Genomic DNA, 16,043 nt, shown 5'->3' on the forward strand with positions numbered 1-16,043 from the left:
AAAAACACCGGTTCTCGAACAATTGAGAACCGGTGTTTCGCGCTCCCGCGTCAGTTGGTCGGCGACAACTTGCCGCGACGAACGCGCAACTGATTGAGGGCCTCCTCGAGCAACGAGTCGGCCTCTTCTTCGGTACGTCGTTCCTTGACGTAGGCGAGGTGCGTCTTGTACGGCTCGAGCTTGACGACAGAAGGAGGATTCTCCTTGTCGCGCCCGGCAGGCAGCCCCGATGACGGGCAGTCGATGGTGACGGGAATTTCTTCATCTGGTAAGCTCGCCGCAAAATACCGCACGGTTTCATTCCCAAGCGCGTCCCAGTACGAGATCTTGATGCGATCCGCGTGAAAACCGCGGTCCTGCTCACCCATAGGGCCTGCGCCTACACGCGAGCCACGAATTGCGCTTCCGCCTGATGCCATCTTGTTCCTCCGTTGACTCGTGCAGTTGTGCGCTGCAGGTTCGAGCTGTAATTGGTGTTACTGCTATTGTGTTCTGCGCTCAAGATCTATGCCCGTAAAGCTCAGGCTAACCCCGCGCGGGGCGAAAAGTTAAGCCCCGGTGTCGAACTTGGTGATCAATCCGAGAACTACGATGCACGAGATCCAGAGCAGACCCAGAATGACAGTGATGCGATTGAGGTTACGTTCGGCAACACCCGATGCCCCCAGGTTGGAAGTTACGCCGCCGCCGAACATGTCCGACAACCCACCGCCCCGTCCCTTATGCAACAGAATGAGCATGGTGAGCAGGAGGCTCGTGATTCCAACGAGCACCTGCATGACGACCTGGAGAATCTCCACACGAAACCTTTCAAAACACGGTGGGCGCAACTCGGGCGCCAAGACCCTCGTAATTATACTCTGCAGGCAGGAGAGAGGTGGTTGCCACACGGGCAACCACCTCTCTCCTCACTGTCGGGTGCGCGTCGGTTTAACGGCCGACGTGCTTCTGATACCGAACAATGCTGGAAAACTCAGTAATATCCAAGCTCGCACCACCGACGAGCGCTCCGTCGACATTGGGTTCCCGCATGAACGCGGCGATGTTGCTGCTCTTAACCGAACCTCCGTAGAGGATGCGGGTCTTGTCGGCTACATCCTGACCAAGAGTCTCAGCGAGGACGCCACGCAGCGCGGCCGCCACCTGCTCGGCCTGCTCCGGCGTGGCAGCCTGTCCGGAGCCAATGGCCCAGACCGGCTCGTAGGCTACGACGATGTCCGCCGCGTTCGTAACGCCCGCGAGAGCAGCCCGCAGCTGGGCGACCGGAACCGCGCTGGGCCCATGAACGGCGAGGTCCTCGGCGCTCTCTCCCACGCAAATCAGCGGCACGAGGTTGTGCTTGAGGGCTGCGGTCACCTTAGAAGCGACCTGCTCATCGGACTCGTTGTGCAGGGTGCGGCGTTCGGAGTGACCGATGATGACGTACTGGCACTCCAGTTGGGCGAGGAAAGCACCCGAAATCTCACCGGTGTACGCCCCCGAATCGTGTGCCGAGACATCTTGCGCCCCGAAGGCGAGCGAAAGCTTGTCGGCCGAGATAAGGGTCTGCACGCTGCGCAAATCCGTGAAGGGCGGGAACACGGCTACCTCGACCGCGGCGACATCGTGGCCGGTATCCTTAAGATTCCAGGCGAGCTTCTGCACGAAAGCGATTGCCTGGAGGTGGTCCAGGTTCATTTTCCAGTTGCCCGCAATCAGCGGTGTGCGCCGAGGGTTGATGTTCACTGCCATCCGAGGACCTCCAGTCCTGGGAGACGCTTGCCTTCGAGAAATTCGAGGCTCGCGCCGCCGCCGGTAGAAATATGACCGAATTGGTCGTCGTTGAAACCGAGAATGCGCACGGCAGCGGCAGAGTCGCCACCACCGACCACGCTGAGGCCGGTGACCTCGGTGAGTGCTGCGGCCACGGTGCGGGTGCCCTCCGCGAACGGTGCCAGTTCAAAAACACCCATCGGGCCGTTCCAGAACACCGTCTGCGACGCGCGAATAATCTCGGCGAACGCTTTAGCGGTGTCCGGCCCGATGTCCAGGCCGAGTCCGGCCGCACCGAAGGGAGTGTTCTCGATGCCGTCGGCCGGGGTGATCTCGTATTCGGCATCTGCACCGAACTTCGATGCCACGACGACGTCGGTCGGCAGCACGATCTTGACGCCGAGACGTTCGGCTTCGGCCAGGTAGCCTCGGACTGTCTCGATCTGGTCGATCTCCAGCAGGCTGGCGCCGACCTTGTGCCCCTGGGCGGCCAGAAAGGTGAAGAGCATACCGCCGCCGATGAGCAAAGAATTCACTCGAGGAAGCAGATGCCCGATCACGCCGAGCTTGTCGCTCACCTTCGAACCGCCGAGGATGACCGTGTAGGGCGCTTCCGGCTTTTCGGTGAGCCGGTCGAGCACGTCGAGTTCGGCCGCGATGAGCAGGCCGGCAGCGCTCGGAAGCAGTGAGGCGAGATCGAACACGCTCGCCTGCTTGCGGTGCACGACACCAAAGCCGTCGGAGACGAGCGCGTCGCCGAGCAGTGCGAGCTTTTCGGCGAACGCGAGGCGCTCGGCATCCGCTTTGCTGGTTTCACCGGCGTTGAACCGCAGGTTCTCCAGAACGACGATGTCGCCGTTCTGCAAGGCCGCGACGGCCCGCGTGGCCGCGTCGCCGACGGTATCGGTGGCGAAAGCTACCGGGAGGTTCACCAGTTCGCTCAGGCGAGCGGCAACGGGCCGCAGGCTGTATTGGGGATCAACGGCCCCGTCGGGGCGCCCGAGGTGAGAAACGATCACCACGCGGGCGCCCTGGGTAACGAGGGCGCTGAGGGTGGGCAGTGATGCCCGCACTCGTCCGTCGTCGGTGATCTGCCCGTCTTTCAACGGAACATTCAGGTCGAAGCGGACAATAACCCGCTTGCCGGTCAGTGAACCAAGCGAGTCAATGGTGCGTAACGTCACCGCGCGGCCGTTAGAGTCGCTCGGCGACGAACTCGGTCAGGTCCACGAGGCGGTTGGAGTAACCCCACTCGTTGTCGTACCAGGAGGCAACCTTGACCTGGTCACCGATCACCTTGGTGAGACCGGCGTCGAAAATCGACGAATGCGGATCGCCGACGATGTCGCTGGAGACAATCGGGTCCTCGGTGTAGCTGAGGATGCCCTTGAGCGGGCCTTCGGCTGCGGCTTTGTAGGCGGCATTCACTTCTTCGACCGTCACCGCGCGGGAGGCGGTGAGGGTGAGGTCCGTGATCGAACCGGTCGGAACCGGAACGCGGAGCGCATAGCCATCGAGCTTGCCGATGCTCTCCGGGATGACCAGGCCAAGAGCCTTAGCGGCACCGGTCGAGGTCGGGATGATGTTCAGCGCAGCCGCACGGGCGCGACGGAGGTCGCTGTGGGGGCCATCCTGCAGGTTCTGGTCTGCGGTGTAGGCGTGGATCGTGGTCATAAGACCACGCTCGATGCCGAAGTTGTCCAGGAACACCTTGACCAGTGGCGCAAGACAGTTCGTCGTGCAGGACGCGTTCGAGATGATGTCGTGAATCGCCGTGTCGTAGGTGTCTTCGTTCACACCGAGCACGAGCGTCGCGACGTCAGCACCCGTTGCGGGAGCCGAGACGATGACCTTCTTGGCGCCGGCCTGGATGTGCTTCTGGGCGTCGACGGCCTTCGTGAAGCGGCCGGTCGACTCGATGACGATTTGCACGCCCAGCGCGCCCCAGGGCAGGTTGGCCGGGTCGCGCTCGGCGAGCACCTTGATGGGCTTGCCGTTGACGATGATGCTGTCCCCGTCGACCTCGACGGTGGCGTTCAGTCGGCCGCCGACGGAGTCGTATTTGAGAAGGTGCGCGAGCGATGCGGGGTCGCTGAGGTCGTTGACGGCGACAATTTCGATGTCGCTGCCCTTGGCGAGGGCCGCTCGGAAGTAGTTACGACCAATGCGGCCGAATCCGTTGATGCCGATCTTTACGGACACAAATAGCTCCTGTTACTGAAAAGGCGCCGGAAGGCGCGATGAAAAGAATGCGGAAGGACAACGGCGGTGCCCCGTATCGCTCGGGGCACCAACCGGCTACGAGAGTAGCAGCAGTCCGTTCGTCTTCTCGCGCGCGACGGTGAAACGCTCCTGGACGTTTGCCCAGTTGGCGATGTTCCAGAAGGCCTTGACGTAGTCGGCACGCACGTTGCGATAGTCGAGGTAGTAGGCGTGCTCCCAGACATCGAGCATGAGAACCGGAACGGTTCCGGCAGCGAAGTTGGACTGCTGGTCGAAGAACTGCTGAATGATCAGGCGCTGCCCGATGGAGTCCCAGGCCAGGACTGCCCAGCCGGAACCCTGCACGCCGAGCGCGGCCGCGGTGAAGTGCGCCTGGAACTTGTCAAAGGAGCCGAAGTTGTCATCGATCGCCGCAGCGAGCTCGCCGACCGGCTTGTCACCGCCGTTCGGGGACAGGTTGGTCCAGAAGATGGAGTGATTGACGTGACCGCCGAGGTTGAAGGCGAGGTCCTTCTGCAGCTTGTTCACGTTGGCGAGGCTTCCGCTGTCGCGGGCCTCCGCGAGCTGGGCCAGTGCCGTGTTGGCGCCGGTGACGTATGCCTGGTGGTGCTTGCCATGATGGAGTTCCATGATGGTGCCGCTGATGCTGGGCTCGAGGGCCGCGTAGTCGTAATCAAGGGTGGGGAGGGTGTATTCAGCCATTACTTATCTCCTTGTGGGTTGTGCCGCCACACCAGGTGAGGCGGCGTTGTAAGCGACGATTCAGTCTAACCGCGCGCGTTCGAAGTCACAGAATTCAAGACCTCGTGCACGATCATGGTTCGATTCACACGGGCGCTAGGTCGTCGGGGTGAATGGGATAGCCGACGTCGGTTCCTTCGATGCCGAGTTCGACCGCTTTCTTGTCTGCCATAGCGAGCAAACGTCGAATTCGGCCGGCGACGGCGTCCTTGGTCATTGGCGGTTCGGCGTGGTGGCCGAGTTCGTCAAGACTGGAGTCACGAAAGTTAAGACGCAGGTCTCCCGCGTAACGCAGGTGCTCGGGGATATCCTCACCGAGGATATCCATCGCTCGCTGCACTCGGGCGCAGGCTGCAACGGCCGCTTCGGCGGAGCGACGCAGGTTGGCGTCGTCGAAGTTGACCAATCGGTTCGCGGTGGCCCGCACTTCGCGCCGTTGACGCAGGGTTTCCCAGTTGAGCACCGTGTTGGTGGCACCCATGTGCACGAGCATGGCCCCAATAGCGTCGCCATCGCGGATGACGACGCGGTGCACCCCTCGAACCTCGCGCGCTTTGGCTGCGACGCCGAGGCGTCCGGCCGCTCCGACGAGAGCCATGGCTGCCTCATTGCCGGGACAGACGACTTCCAGCGCCGCCGATCGGCCCGGATCGGTCAGGGTGCCGTGGGCGAGGAAAGCGCCGCGCCAGACGGCGGCGATTTCTTCCTTCGAGCCCGTGGTCAAACGGTTGGGCAGACCGCGAATAGGCCGGCGGCGGGCATCCAGCAGGCCGGTTTGCCGCGCGAGTGTTTCGCCTCCCTCGATGACCTGGACGAGGTAGTGGCTGGACTGACGGATGCCGGTGGCAGCGATGACCTGCAGGGCGCTGCGTACCCCATACAGTTCCGCGAGATCTTTGCGCACCCTGCGAGCCAGGATGGCAGTGTCGAGTTCGGACTCGATTGCGATGCGGCTGCTGATCATGTGTAATCCGCCGGAGAACCGGAGAATCGTGGCCAGTTCGGCCGCGCGCACGGTGGTCTTGGAGACCTCCACGCGCGAAAGTTCATCTTTAACGTCGGCGGTGAGTGCCAATCGCTTTTCCATTCTGTTGATCAGTTGCGTTATGTCTGAGTGGTGAAAGCCTGGGGAGCCGGATGCTGCGCCCGGGCTCGCTTATTCGCGTCCGAGGTCGCGGTCTTTGATATTGACCGCGACACCGGGAAGTTTTTCGAGTCGAGAGGCCAGTTCCCTAGCCATCGCAACGGAGCGGTGCTTGCCTCCGGTACAGCCGATGCCGATGGTGGCGTGACGTTTATTTTCTCGCTGGTAGCCGGCCAACACCGGCGCCATGGCTGCGGCGTAGTGGTCGATAAAATCGAGGGCCCCAATTTGGGCAAGTACGAAGTCTTTCACCTCTGGCTCGACGCCGGTGTGCGCACGCAATTCGGGGATCCAGAACGGGTTCGGCAGAAAGCGGGCATCCGCGACGAGATCGACGTCCGTCGGCAGGCCGTACTTGAAGCCGAAGCTCATGATGGTCAGCTGCAGCCCCGCTCGCCCCTCGCCCGCGAACCGTTCGGTGATCGTCGTCGCGAGCTGGTGCACGTTCAGATCCGAGGTATCGACAACGAGATCACACGATTCCCGCACGGCGAGTAACCGGGAACGCTCTGCCGAGATGCCGTCGAGAAGGGTGCCGTCGCCCTGAAGCGGATGAGGTCGGCGCACGGATTCAAACCTGCGCACGAGCGCGTCGTCCCTGGCTTCGAGAAAGATAACCTGCACCTGGGTGTTGCTACGCAGTTGCTGCACGGTTTCGAGAAAATCGCCGAACAGATCGCGACCGCGAATGTCCACCACGGCGGCGATCTTGGGCAAATTCGTGCCAGCCCGTTCAACCAGATCGACCAGGGGCCGCAGCATTTGCGGCGGAAGATTGTCGACGACGTACCAGTCCAGGTCTTCCAACGCGTTGGCGACGGTGGAACGTCCTGCCCCGGACATTCCCGTGACGATCAGCACTTCCTGCTTGTCCGGGTCCGTAGTCATTCTTAAAAATCGCCTTAATGAGAAGTTGATGGACTAGCAAGCCTACCGAGCGCTGGCCGGTTTCGGGTTACGTTCAGGCTCGCAGGTGGGCGTGGATCGACTCGGCCAGCACCGGGCCGATGCCGCGAACATCCGCTATTTCCGCCACCGAAGCCACCTTGAGGCGCGCCACCGAACCGAAATGTTGCAACAAAACTTTCACCCGGGCCGGCCCGAGCCCCGCGATCGCACCCAAAATCGAAGAGATATCTTTCTTGCGGCGAATGCGCTGGTGCGTGATGGCGAACCGGTGGGCTTCGTCGCGGATGCGTTGGATTAAAAACAGCGCGTCACTGTTGCGGGGCAGAATCACCGGATAGTTGGAGTCGGGCAGCCAAATTTCTTCGAGCCGCTTGGCAATCCCGCACAATTGGATTCCGGTCACGCCCGATTCGGCCAGGGCGCGCTTGGCGGCGGCTACCTGCGGTTGCCCGCCGTCGACGATGAGCAGGTTGGGCAGGTATTTGAATTTGGCGCGCTTCTGCTCCACCTGGCCGATGTCGCTCAATTCGACGGTGCCTGGAGCGGAGTTTGGTGCATCCGCGGCAACCGACTCTGGCTTCAGGTAGGCGAGGCGTCGAGTGAGAATCTGATAAATCGAGTCGGTGTCGTCGGTAGATTCGGGAATGTTAAAGCGTCGGTATTCGTCTTTGCGGGGCAACCCGTCTTCGAAGACGACCATGGACGCGACAATATTGGTGCCGCTCAGGTGCGACACGTCGTAGCACTCCATGCGCAGTGGAGCGGCCGGCATCTCGAGGGCGTCCTGAATATCCTCCAGGGCCTTGGAACGTGCGACGAAGTCTGAGCTCCGCCGAGTCTTGTAGAGCATCAGCGCCTGCTTGGCGTTGTTGCTCGCCGTCACGAGCAGAGCCGCCTTCTCACCGCGCTGGGCGGCTACGAGCCGCACCTTACGACCGGCCAGGTCTGCCAGCCACGCCTCCAGGGCCTCAGCATCTTCTGGCAGCTCGGGGAGCACGATTTCGCGCGGCGGCAATGCGTCATGGTTGTAGGCCGTCTGCATCATGGAGTCGATGAGTTCACTCATGGTGACGTCGAGCTCCTTGTCAACCATCCAGCCACGCACACCGCGGATGCGCCCGCCCCGTACGATGAACAGCTGCACGGCTGCGGCCAACTCGTCCTGCTCGATGGCGAACAGATCGATGTCAACGTTGTCCCGCAGCACAACCGCGCTCTTTTCAAGGACGGCGTTGAGTGCCCGCACCTGATCGCGCCGTTTGCCGGCGATTTCGTACTGCTGCGCCGCCGCTGCGTCCTTCATCTCCTGGGTGAGTTCGTTGATGAGCTTCCTGTCGTGACTGCCCATGAAGCTGACGAACTCGTTGACGATTTTTCGGTGATCCGCCATCGAAACCAGGCCGGAGCAGGGGCCGAAGCATCGACCGATCTGGCCGGCGAAACACGGCTTGCCGCTCTGCATCGCCCGCTTGTAATTGGCGTTGTTGCACGTGCGGATGGGAAAAGCCTTGAGCATGAGCTCAATGGTTTCGTGCACCGCCCACACCTTTGGGTACGGACCGTAATAGCGAGCACCCTTGATGCCCTCTGTACGGGTTACCAGGGCGCGCGGCGCCTCGTCGCCCAGGGTAACGGCGAGATACGGGTAGGACTTGTCATCCTTGAACTGCACATTGAACGGCGGATCGAATTCGTTGATCCACATCCACTCGAGCTGCAAGGCTTCGACCTCGGTGCCGACGACCGTCCACTCGACCCCGGTCGCGGTGGTGACCATGCGCCGGGTGCGTTCGTGCAGGCTGTGCAGCGGGGCGAAGTAGTTGCTCAGCCGGGCCCGCAGGTTCTTGGCCTTGCCGACATAGAGGATGCGCCCGGTCGCATCGCGAAACCGGTATACCCCAGGGGTCGTGGGAATCTCGCCCGTTTTCGGACGATAGCTCAGGGCATCAGACATGACCGGGTGACCGCCTAGCCGGCCGCCAGGACCTCCTTCAGGAAAGAACCGGTGAAGCTCTTCTTGACCGTTGCAAGGTGTTCCGGCGTGCCGGTAGCGAGCACCTTGCCGCCGCCGGACCCGCCTTCTGGTCCGAGGTCAATCACCCAGTCGGCCGACTTGATAACGTCGAGGTTGTGCTCGATGACGATAACGGTGTTTCCCTTGTCGACCAGACTGTTGAGCACGAGCAGCAGTTTGCGCACGTCTTCGAAGTGCAGGCCCGTCGTGGGTTCATCGAGCACGTACACGCTGCGGCCGTTTGAGCGGCGCTGCAGCTCGGTGGCGAGCTTGACCCGCTGGGCTTCGCCGCCGGACAGGGTCGTAGCGCTCTGGCCGAGGCGCACATAGCCGAGGCCGACCTCGACGAGCGTCTTCAGAAAACGGTGGATCGACGAGATCGGTTCGAAGAAATCGGCCGCCTCGCTGATCGGCATGTCGAGCACCTCGGCGATGTTCTTGCCCTTGTAGTGCACGGTGAGGGTGTCTCGGTTGTACCGGTCTCCCCCACACACCTCGCAGGCTACGTACACGTCCGGCAGAAAGTTCATTTCGATCTTGATTGTGCCGTCACCCGAGCAAGCTTCGCAGCGCCCTCCCTTGACGTTGAAGCTGAACCGGCCGGGCAGGTAGCCGCGAGTCTTGGATTCGATGGTTTCGGAGAACAGCGTTCGGATCTTGTCGAACACGCCGGTGTAGGTGGCCGGGTTGGAGCGGGGCGTTCGGCCGATCGGTGCCTGGTCGACGTGGATGACCTTGTCGAGCTGGTCCAGGCCGGTGACCCTGGTGTGCTTGCCGGGCAGCTTACGGGCACCGTTGAGCCGGTTGGCGAGTACCCGGTAGAGGATGTCGTTGACGAGCGATGATTTGCCGGAGCCGCTCACCCCGGTGACCGCGGTGAACGTGCCGAGGGGGAAGGTCACCGAGACCTTCTGTAGGTTGTTCGCCTCGGCACCGGTGACGCCGATCAATCGTTCCGGATCAATCGGGCGGCGAGTCTTCGGCGTGGCGATGGACTTGCGCCCGGACAGATAGTCTCCGGTGAGCGATTTCGTGTTGGCCAGCAGACCCTCGTAGGATCCGGAGTGCACGACGTGCCCGCCATTGACTCCGGCGCCCGGCCCGATGTCAACGACCCAGTCGGCTGTTTTGATGGTGTCTTCGTCATGCTCGACCACGATGAGTGTGTTGCCGAGGTCACGCAGGGTGACGAGGGTCTCGATCAGACGGCGGTTGTCGCGCTGGTGCAGGCCGATGCTCGGCTCGTCGAGTACGTAGAGCACCCCGGTGAGGCCGGAGCCGATCTGGGTCGCTAAGCGGATGCGCTGCGCCTCGCCGCCGGAGAGGGTCGCCGCAGCGCGAGCAAGGTTCAGGTAGTTCAGCCCCACCCGGATGAGAAAGTCGAGACGTGCCCGAATCTCGCGCAAGACCTGGGCGGCAATGGCAGCTTCACGGTCGGTAAGCGTGAGTGTGTCCATGAATTCGCGCGCGTCGCTCAAGCTGAGCGCGCAGACATCCGCAATGCTCGCCTCGTGCACGAGCACGGCGAGAACCTCGGGCTTGAGCCTTGTGCCCTTGCAGACGTGGCAGTCGACCTCGCGCAGATATTCGGACCAGCGCTGGCGCTGGGTGTCGCTCTCGGCCTGCAGGTACTGGCGTTCGATGTAGGGAACGACACCCTCGAAACCGGAGGTATAACTCATCTCCCGGCCATAGCGGTTCTTCCACTTAACCCGCACCTCGAAGTTGTCGCCGCGCATGACGGCGTTCTGTACCTCGCTGGACAATTCGCCCCACGGGGTGTCGAGGGAGAAGTCCAGGTCGCGGGCGAGGCCGTCGAGCAGCTTCTCGTAGTACTGGAACAGGCCCTTGCCCTGGGTAGTCCAGGGCAGCACGACGCCTTCCGCGATGCTCAGGTCGGGGTCACCCAGCAGCAGGTCTTCATCCACCGACATGCGCGTGCCGAGGCCGGAGCACTCGGGGCAGGCGCCGAACGGGGCGTTGAACGAGAAAGTGCGCGGTTCGATTTCGGTCAGCTGCACCGGGTGGTTGTTCGGGCAGGACAGCTTTTCCGAATAGTTCTGCCAGGCCTTGTCGCCTTCTTCGTCGAGAAAGTTGATCTGGACGAGCCCGTCGGTGAGCTTGAGCGCTGTTTCGAGCGAGTCGGTGAGGCGGGAAAGCAGTTCAGGACCGGCGACGAGGCGGTCGACGATGACGGCGATGTCGTGCTTCTGCTGCTTCTTGAGCGTGGGCGGTTCACTGAGCTGAATCTGCGTGCCGTCAACGATTGCGCGGGAATAGCCGCCACCGGCGAGTTCCTGGAACAGGTCGACGAACTCGCCCTTCTTTTGCGAGATGACCGGGCTGACCACTTGGTAGCGGATGCCCGCCTTCAGCTCCATGAGCTGGTCGGCGATTTGCTGTACGGTCTGGGACTGGATGATCTCACCACAGACGGCGCAGTGCGGCACACCGATTCGGGCCCAGAGCAGGCGCATGTAGTCGTAGATTTCGGTGATGGTACCCACCGTGGACCGCGGGTTGCGGTTGGTCGACTTCTGGTCGATCGAGACCGCCGGGCTCAGGCCCTCGATGAAGTCCACGTCGGGCCGGTCAACCTGCCCGAGGAACTGCCGGGCGTAGGCCGAAAGCGACTCGACGTAGCGGCGTTGCCCCTCGGCGAAAATGGTATCGAAGGCGAGCGACGACTTGCCCGAACCCGAGAGACCGGTGAAGACCACGAGCGAATCGCGCGGAATCTCCAGATCTACGTTGTGGAGATTGTGCACGCGGGCTCCGCGCACACTGAGTTTCGGACCTGTTTCTACCTTGGTAATCGACACTCATAGAGTCTATGCACCGCCGCTGACAGTGCCTGACAGCAAGCATCGCCGAGAGCGAACACCGGCATCTACTGATATTGTTTTTGAGTATGTATATACTTGGTGATTATTAGCCGTTGAAGTGCCGGAGGTCGTATGTCTGTTCGCCAGAGTCTGCTCGCCATCCTGAACCAGGGGCCGTGCTACGGCTACCAGTTGCGGGCCGAATTCGACCGTCGCACCGGGTCGACCTGGCCGCTCAACGTCGGCCAGATCTACAACACCCTCGACCGGCTCGAGCGGGACGGCCTCGTGCAGAAGGCCGATATCGACGCCGACGGTCAGAATTACGTCGAGATAACGGATGCCGGCCGCACGGAGGTCGCCGAGTGGCTCGGCTCCCCCGTGGTGCGCACCATGGCCACCCGCGACGAGCTCGCCATCAAGCTCGCTATTGCGGTGACTCTGCCGGGAGTCGACATCGCCCAGGTGATTCAGGTGCAGCGCACCGCCACCATGCGCACCCTGCAGGAGCTGACCCGCACCAAGAACGCGACCGCCGACCCAGAATCGGCGGAGCAGCTGGCCTGGCTGCTCGTGGTCGATTCGCTCATCTTCGCGGCCGAGGCCGAGGCCCGCTGGCTCGATCACTCGGAGCACCGGCTGGCCCGGGCGCGCGCGGCCGGCCTGGCGAAACCGTTGCCACTGAACACCGCGGTACCCAAGCGCGGTCGCCCGGCCAAGACGGTGCAGGCCAGCGCATGACCGGCTCGGATCTTCTACTTCAGCTCGACGGCGTTTCGATGCAGTACGGCCGCGGTGAGACCGCGATCACGGCGCTTGCTGGCGTCGACCTGTCGGTGCGCCGCGGCGAACTTGTTGCGGTAATGGGGGCATCCGGTTCGGGAAAATCGACCCTGCTGACCCTGGCCGGCGGGCTCACGCCGCCGACGGCCGGGGAGGTCGTGGTCGAAGGGCACTGGCTCAGCCAGCTCTCGGCCCGCGAACTCGCAACGCTGCGGCGCCGCAGCCTCGGCTTCGTTTTTCAGGATTTCAACCTGATTCCGTCGCTGACCGCGCTCGAAAACGTGAGCCTGCCGCTCGAACTCGACGGGTGGACGTCGAAGAAGGCGCACCGCCCAGCCCTCGATGCGCTCAATATCGTCGAGCTCGGCGATCGAGCCCAGCACTTTCCCTCCGACCTGTCGGGCGGCCAGCAGCAGCGGGTGGCGATCGCCCGCGCTGTCGTCGGCGGCCGATCGTTGATTCTCGCCGATGAACCCACCGGCGCCCTCGACAGCACGACCGGCGAACTCGTGCTGCGGAGGCTCCGCTCGCGAGTCGACGCCGGTGCCGGCGGCATTCTGGTCACCCACGATGCTCGCCACGCGGCGTGGGCGGACCGGATCGTCTTTCTGCGCGACGGGCGGATCGTGGACGAGTCGCAGGCATCCGCTGTGTCGAGCCTGCTGAGCGGGCTGCCGGCATGAGTTTTGAACCGAGTTCGCTCGCTGGCGGGCGCCCGGGATCTACTCGAATCGCGTTTCGGATCGCCCGGCGGATGGCCGGACAGTCCCGCGGTCGCAGCGCGCTGATCGCACTGCTGGTGGCGATCCCCGTGCTGGGAATGGTGGGGATCACGACGGTGACCGCGAGCAATGTCGCAACCCCCGCTGAGCACGTTGCACTCGAGCTTGGGTCGACTGAGGCGCGTGTCGTGATCGCCGCAGCACCCGACCCGCAGTTCACCCAGGACCCGATCAATGACCGGTTTTCGGGTCACAGCGATCAGGTCATCCGTGCCGACGCCGCGCAGTCGATCGAGCCGACGCCGGTCACCGCCGCGTCGCTGTTCCCCGCTGGTACCCACCTGCTGTCCATTCGGAAGACGAACGTCGTCGCGGAGACGAAGGACGGGCTCGGCTCGTTCAACGCCGTACAGGGCCAGCCCTGGGACCCAGCGTTTGCCGGCAAGTACGACGTGACGTCTGGTTCAGCGCCAACCAATGGCGGCGAGATCATGGTGACCGCCGCGGCGCTCGACCGCCTCGGAGCACAGATCGGGTCGACGGCCGTCATGACCGCGCCCCGTGCCGCATCGTTCACCATCGTCGGCACGATTCGCTACGCCTATTTTGACGACAGCATCGTGGCGTTCTACGGTATGCCCGGCGCCTTCGACGGCATCATGCCCGACGATGCCGACCTGATGACCGAGTGGTACCTGCCCGACACCCCACTCACCTGGAGCCAGATCGGTGAGCTAAACCCGCGCGGGGCAACCGTTCTTTCGCGCACGGTGCTGCTCGACCCGCCGCCCGCAGGCAGCTCCCCTTTTGATAGCAGCTTCTCCCGCGACTTCGAAAATCTCTTCATCGCCCTGCTCGGCGGATTCGCCCTGTTCGAGGTGGCACTGCTCGCAGGGGCCGCGTTCACTGTCGGCGCCCGCACCCAGCAGCGCACGCTCGCAACCCTCGCGAGCGTCGGCGGCGACAAACGGATGCTGTTTCGCGTGATGTCGTTCGGCGGAGTCATTCTCGGCGCTCTCGGAGCGGCACTGGGAACGCTGCTCGGCCTCGCTGGTGCGTGGATTTTCATGCAGATTTCGGCGAACGGCAGCGCGGCCCGGTACCCGGGTTTTCACCTCGATCTGGTCTCCCTGCTCGTCATCGCGATCTTCGCCGTGCTCGCCGGCTGGTGTGCAGCGGCGGTTCCGGCGCGGGCTGCTGGCCGCATCGACGTTCTGGCGGCGCTGCGCGGCGCCCAGCGCCCGCCACGAGCAACGCGTCGCCGACCAGCGGCCGGGCTCGTTTTGTTGGCCATCGGTGCCGTCATGGCCGTCACCGGCGGGTTGATCGAGCTCGCCGCCTACGTGCCCACCTACCGCCAGGGCCTGGCCACCCTCGGAATTTGGCTCATCGTTGGTGGCCCGGTGATCATGCAGATCGGCGCGGTGTTCGTCGCTCCGCTGATTCTGCGGTGGGCGGCGCGGGTCGCCTCGAGAGTCGGACCAGCCGCCCGCTTGGCGACCCGGGATGTCGCCCGCAATCCGGGGCGCAGCGTTCCGGCGATCGCCGCCATCATGAGCTGCGTCTTTGTCGCCACGTTCGCGATGAGTCTCGTGGCGACCTTCCAGTTGAACTCGACCAAGAACTACGTTTTCGGCGCCCCGCTGGACACGGCGTGGGTGAGCCTGAACACCTCCGTCGATGAGCCACCGTACGGCTACGAGCTGCAGACAAGCGGCCTCGAGGTCGTTGCCGCCGTCGACAGCAGTTTTCCCAGCGCCCAGGCCCGCCTCTTGAGCAGCGCCGAGGATCCGCCAATGGGTTTCGGAGAGACCGATGCCGAAAGGAGTGGGAACGCCGCTGCTGAGCCGACCTTCGCTTTACCGCGGCTCGACCCCGGCGCGGTGTGTCCGAGTGATGCCAGTCGGCCGGGCTCGAACCCGGAGGCGGAAAACCGCACCGACACCCGGTGCCCCACTCCCTACTATCTCGACACGTTCACGATGTCGAGCATGAACGACCACATCTGGGTTGGCGATCTGGCAGACTTCGCCGCGATTCTCGGAGAGCCGGTCTCGACCGAGTCCCGGGCAACGCTCGCCGCCGGTGGAGCTGTCGCCACCTACGCACAATACGTGGTCAACGACAGCGTTCAGATCGACTGGATCACCGAGCTCAACTCCACCCTGAAGCCAGCTCGCAGCCTGACGCTGGCCGCGAGCGTGCAGGAGCCGGAGCATCCCCTGCCCTACGCCGTGTTCATGCTGACTGCCACAGCCGATGCGTCCAACCTCGCGTACCGGCCGTCGATGGTGGTCAGCAGTATCGGTGCGGCACCGACCCAAGCCGAATTCGACCACGCCCAGGGTGCCCTCGCCGCCATCTCGCCGAAATTTTCCCTTATAAGCGAATCGGGCCCGCAAACTTATGGCGCGTCGTGGACCTGGGCGCTGCTCGCTCTCACCACCATCATCGCCCTGGTCACGGCGTCGATCACGATCGGACTCGCCCGCGCTGACGGGCACCGCGACAATGCAGTGCTCACGTCGCTCGGTGCATCACCGCGGGTGCGTCGAGCCTTCGGGTTCTGGCAGGCCGTGGTGATCGTCGGGCTCGGCAGCATCATCGGGGTGCTGCTCGGGCTGGTGCCGTCGCTTGCGCTGTCGCTGACCCGCGACACCGCTGGTCACTCGTTGCTGCCGTTCACTCCCCCGTGGCTGCAGCTCGCGCTAATCGTGGTGGCGCTGCCGGCGGTCGTCGCGGTTGGTGGTGCCCTCACGACTGGCGGCAACCGCACCCGGTTCAGCAACCGGGCCGCGTTCGACTGAATCGCACGGGCATCGGGCATCCGCCCTCGCGGCACTCGTTAGCGCTGACGGCACTCGTTCGTAAGGGTGCCGCGATCTCCAGCGAGTGCAGCGACGCTCTAGCCGGCCGGCCGAGGGACGACC

13 protein-coding genes are annotated in these 16,043 nt (G+C 63.5%); 3 read left to right on the plus strand and 10 right to left on the minus strand.

The window, feature by feature from the left end; all coding sequences use genetic code 11:
• Positions 1–50: 50 nt before the first annotated feature.
• From CXY70_RS12820 to uvrA, 10 genes are all read right to left on the minus strand, one after another.
• The gene (locus tag CXY70_RS12820; protein ID WP_104129085.1) at positions 51–419 is read right to left on the minus strand and encodes an RNA polymerase-binding protein RbpA; all 369 of its coding nucleotides are present in this window, start codon (positions 417–419) and stop codon (positions 51–53) included.
• A 129-nt stretch (positions 420–548) separates the two neighbouring features.
• Complete coding sequence (gene secG / locus CXY70_RS12825; protein WP_092340102.1) at positions 549–800, minus strand: preprotein translocase subunit SecG; 252 nt, start codon at positions 798–800, stop codon at positions 549–551.
• A 130-nt stretch (positions 801–930) separates the two neighbouring features.
• A complete protein-coding gene (gene tpiA, locus CXY70_RS12830) occupies positions 931–1,731 on the minus strand; it encodes a triose-phosphate isomerase (RefSeq protein ID WP_104192741.1) in 801 nt (266 codons plus the stop codon).
• Positions 1,722–2,936 carry a phosphoglycerate kinase gene (gene pgk / locus CXY70_RS12835; protein ID WP_104192742.1) on the minus strand — a complete coding sequence of 405 codons (1,215 nt, stop codon included), beginning with the start codon at positions 2,934–2,936 and terminating at the stop codon, positions 1,722–1,724. Before pgk ends, tpiA begins: the two co-directional genes overlap by 10 nt.
• 10 nt (positions 2,937–2,946) lie before the next feature.
• Positions 2,947–3,954: a type I glyceraldehyde-3-phosphate dehydrogenase gene (gap, locus tag CXY70_RS12840; protein ID WP_104192743.1), complete on the minus strand. Its 1,008-nt coding sequence runs from the start codon at positions 3,952–3,954 to the stop codon at positions 2,947–2,949.
• A gap of 96 nt (positions 3,955–4,050) precedes the next feature.
• Positions 4,051–4,677: a superoxide dismutase gene (locus tag CXY70_RS12845; RefSeq protein WP_104192744.1), complete on the minus strand. Its 627-nt coding sequence runs from the start codon at positions 4,675–4,677 to the stop codon at positions 4,051–4,053.
• Between the two features lie 124 nt (positions 4,678–4,801).
• A complete protein-coding gene (gene whiA, locus CXY70_RS12850) occupies positions 4,802–5,791 on the minus strand; it encodes a DNA-binding protein WhiA (RefSeq protein ID WP_104192745.1) in 990 nt (329 codons plus the stop codon).
• Positions 5,792–5,872: 81 nt separating this feature from the next.
• Entirely contained in the window at positions 5,873–6,748 is an 876-nt protein-coding gene (gene rapZ / locus CXY70_RS12855; RefSeq protein WP_104192746.1) for an RNase adapter RapZ, read from the minus strand.
• A gap of 73 nt (positions 6,749–6,821) precedes the next feature.
• Positions 6,822–8,723, minus strand: coding sequence for an excinuclease ABC subunit UvrC (uvrC, locus tag CXY70_RS12860; RefSeq protein WP_104192747.1), 1,902 nt, complete (start codon positions 8,721–8,723; stop codon positions 6,822–6,824).
• A gap of 14 nt (positions 8,724–8,737) precedes the next feature.
• Complete coding sequence (gene uvrA / locus CXY70_RS12865; protein WP_104192748.1) at positions 8,738–11,605, minus strand: excinuclease ABC subunit UvrA; 2,868 nt, start codon at positions 11,603–11,605, stop codon at positions 8,738–8,740.
• Between the two features lie 135 nt (positions 11,606–11,740).
• Between uvrA and CXY70_RS12870 the strand changes: the two genes are divergently transcribed.
• The 3 genes from CXY70_RS12870 to CXY70_RS12880 are packed head-to-tail and all read left to right on the plus strand — an operon-like array spanning position 11,741 to position 15,920.
• Positions 11,741–12,349: a PadR family transcriptional regulator gene (locus CXY70_RS12870; RefSeq protein WP_104192749.1), complete on the plus strand. Its 609-nt coding sequence runs from the start codon at positions 11,741–11,743 to the stop codon at positions 12,347–12,349.
• Complete coding sequence (locus CXY70_RS12875; protein WP_104192750.1) at positions 12,346–13,074, plus strand: ABC transporter ATP-binding protein; 729 nt, start codon at positions 12,346–12,348, stop codon at positions 13,072–13,074. Before CXY70_RS12870 ends, CXY70_RS12875 begins: the two co-directional genes overlap by 4 nt.
• Positions 13,071–15,920 carry an FtsX-like permease family protein gene (locus CXY70_RS12880; RefSeq protein WP_104192751.1) on the plus strand — a complete coding sequence of 950 codons (2,850 nt, stop codon included), beginning with the start codon at positions 13,071–13,073 and terminating at the stop codon, positions 15,918–15,920. Before CXY70_RS12875 ends, CXY70_RS12880 begins: the two co-directional genes overlap by 4 nt.
• The last annotated feature ends 123 nt before the right edge of the window (positions 15,921–16,043 follow it).

The sequence above is a fragment of the Cryobacterium sp. Y82 genome (assembly GCF_002929495.1).
GTDB lineage: Bacteria > Actinomycetota > Actinomycetes > Actinomycetales > Microbacteriaceae > Cryobacterium > Cryobacterium serini.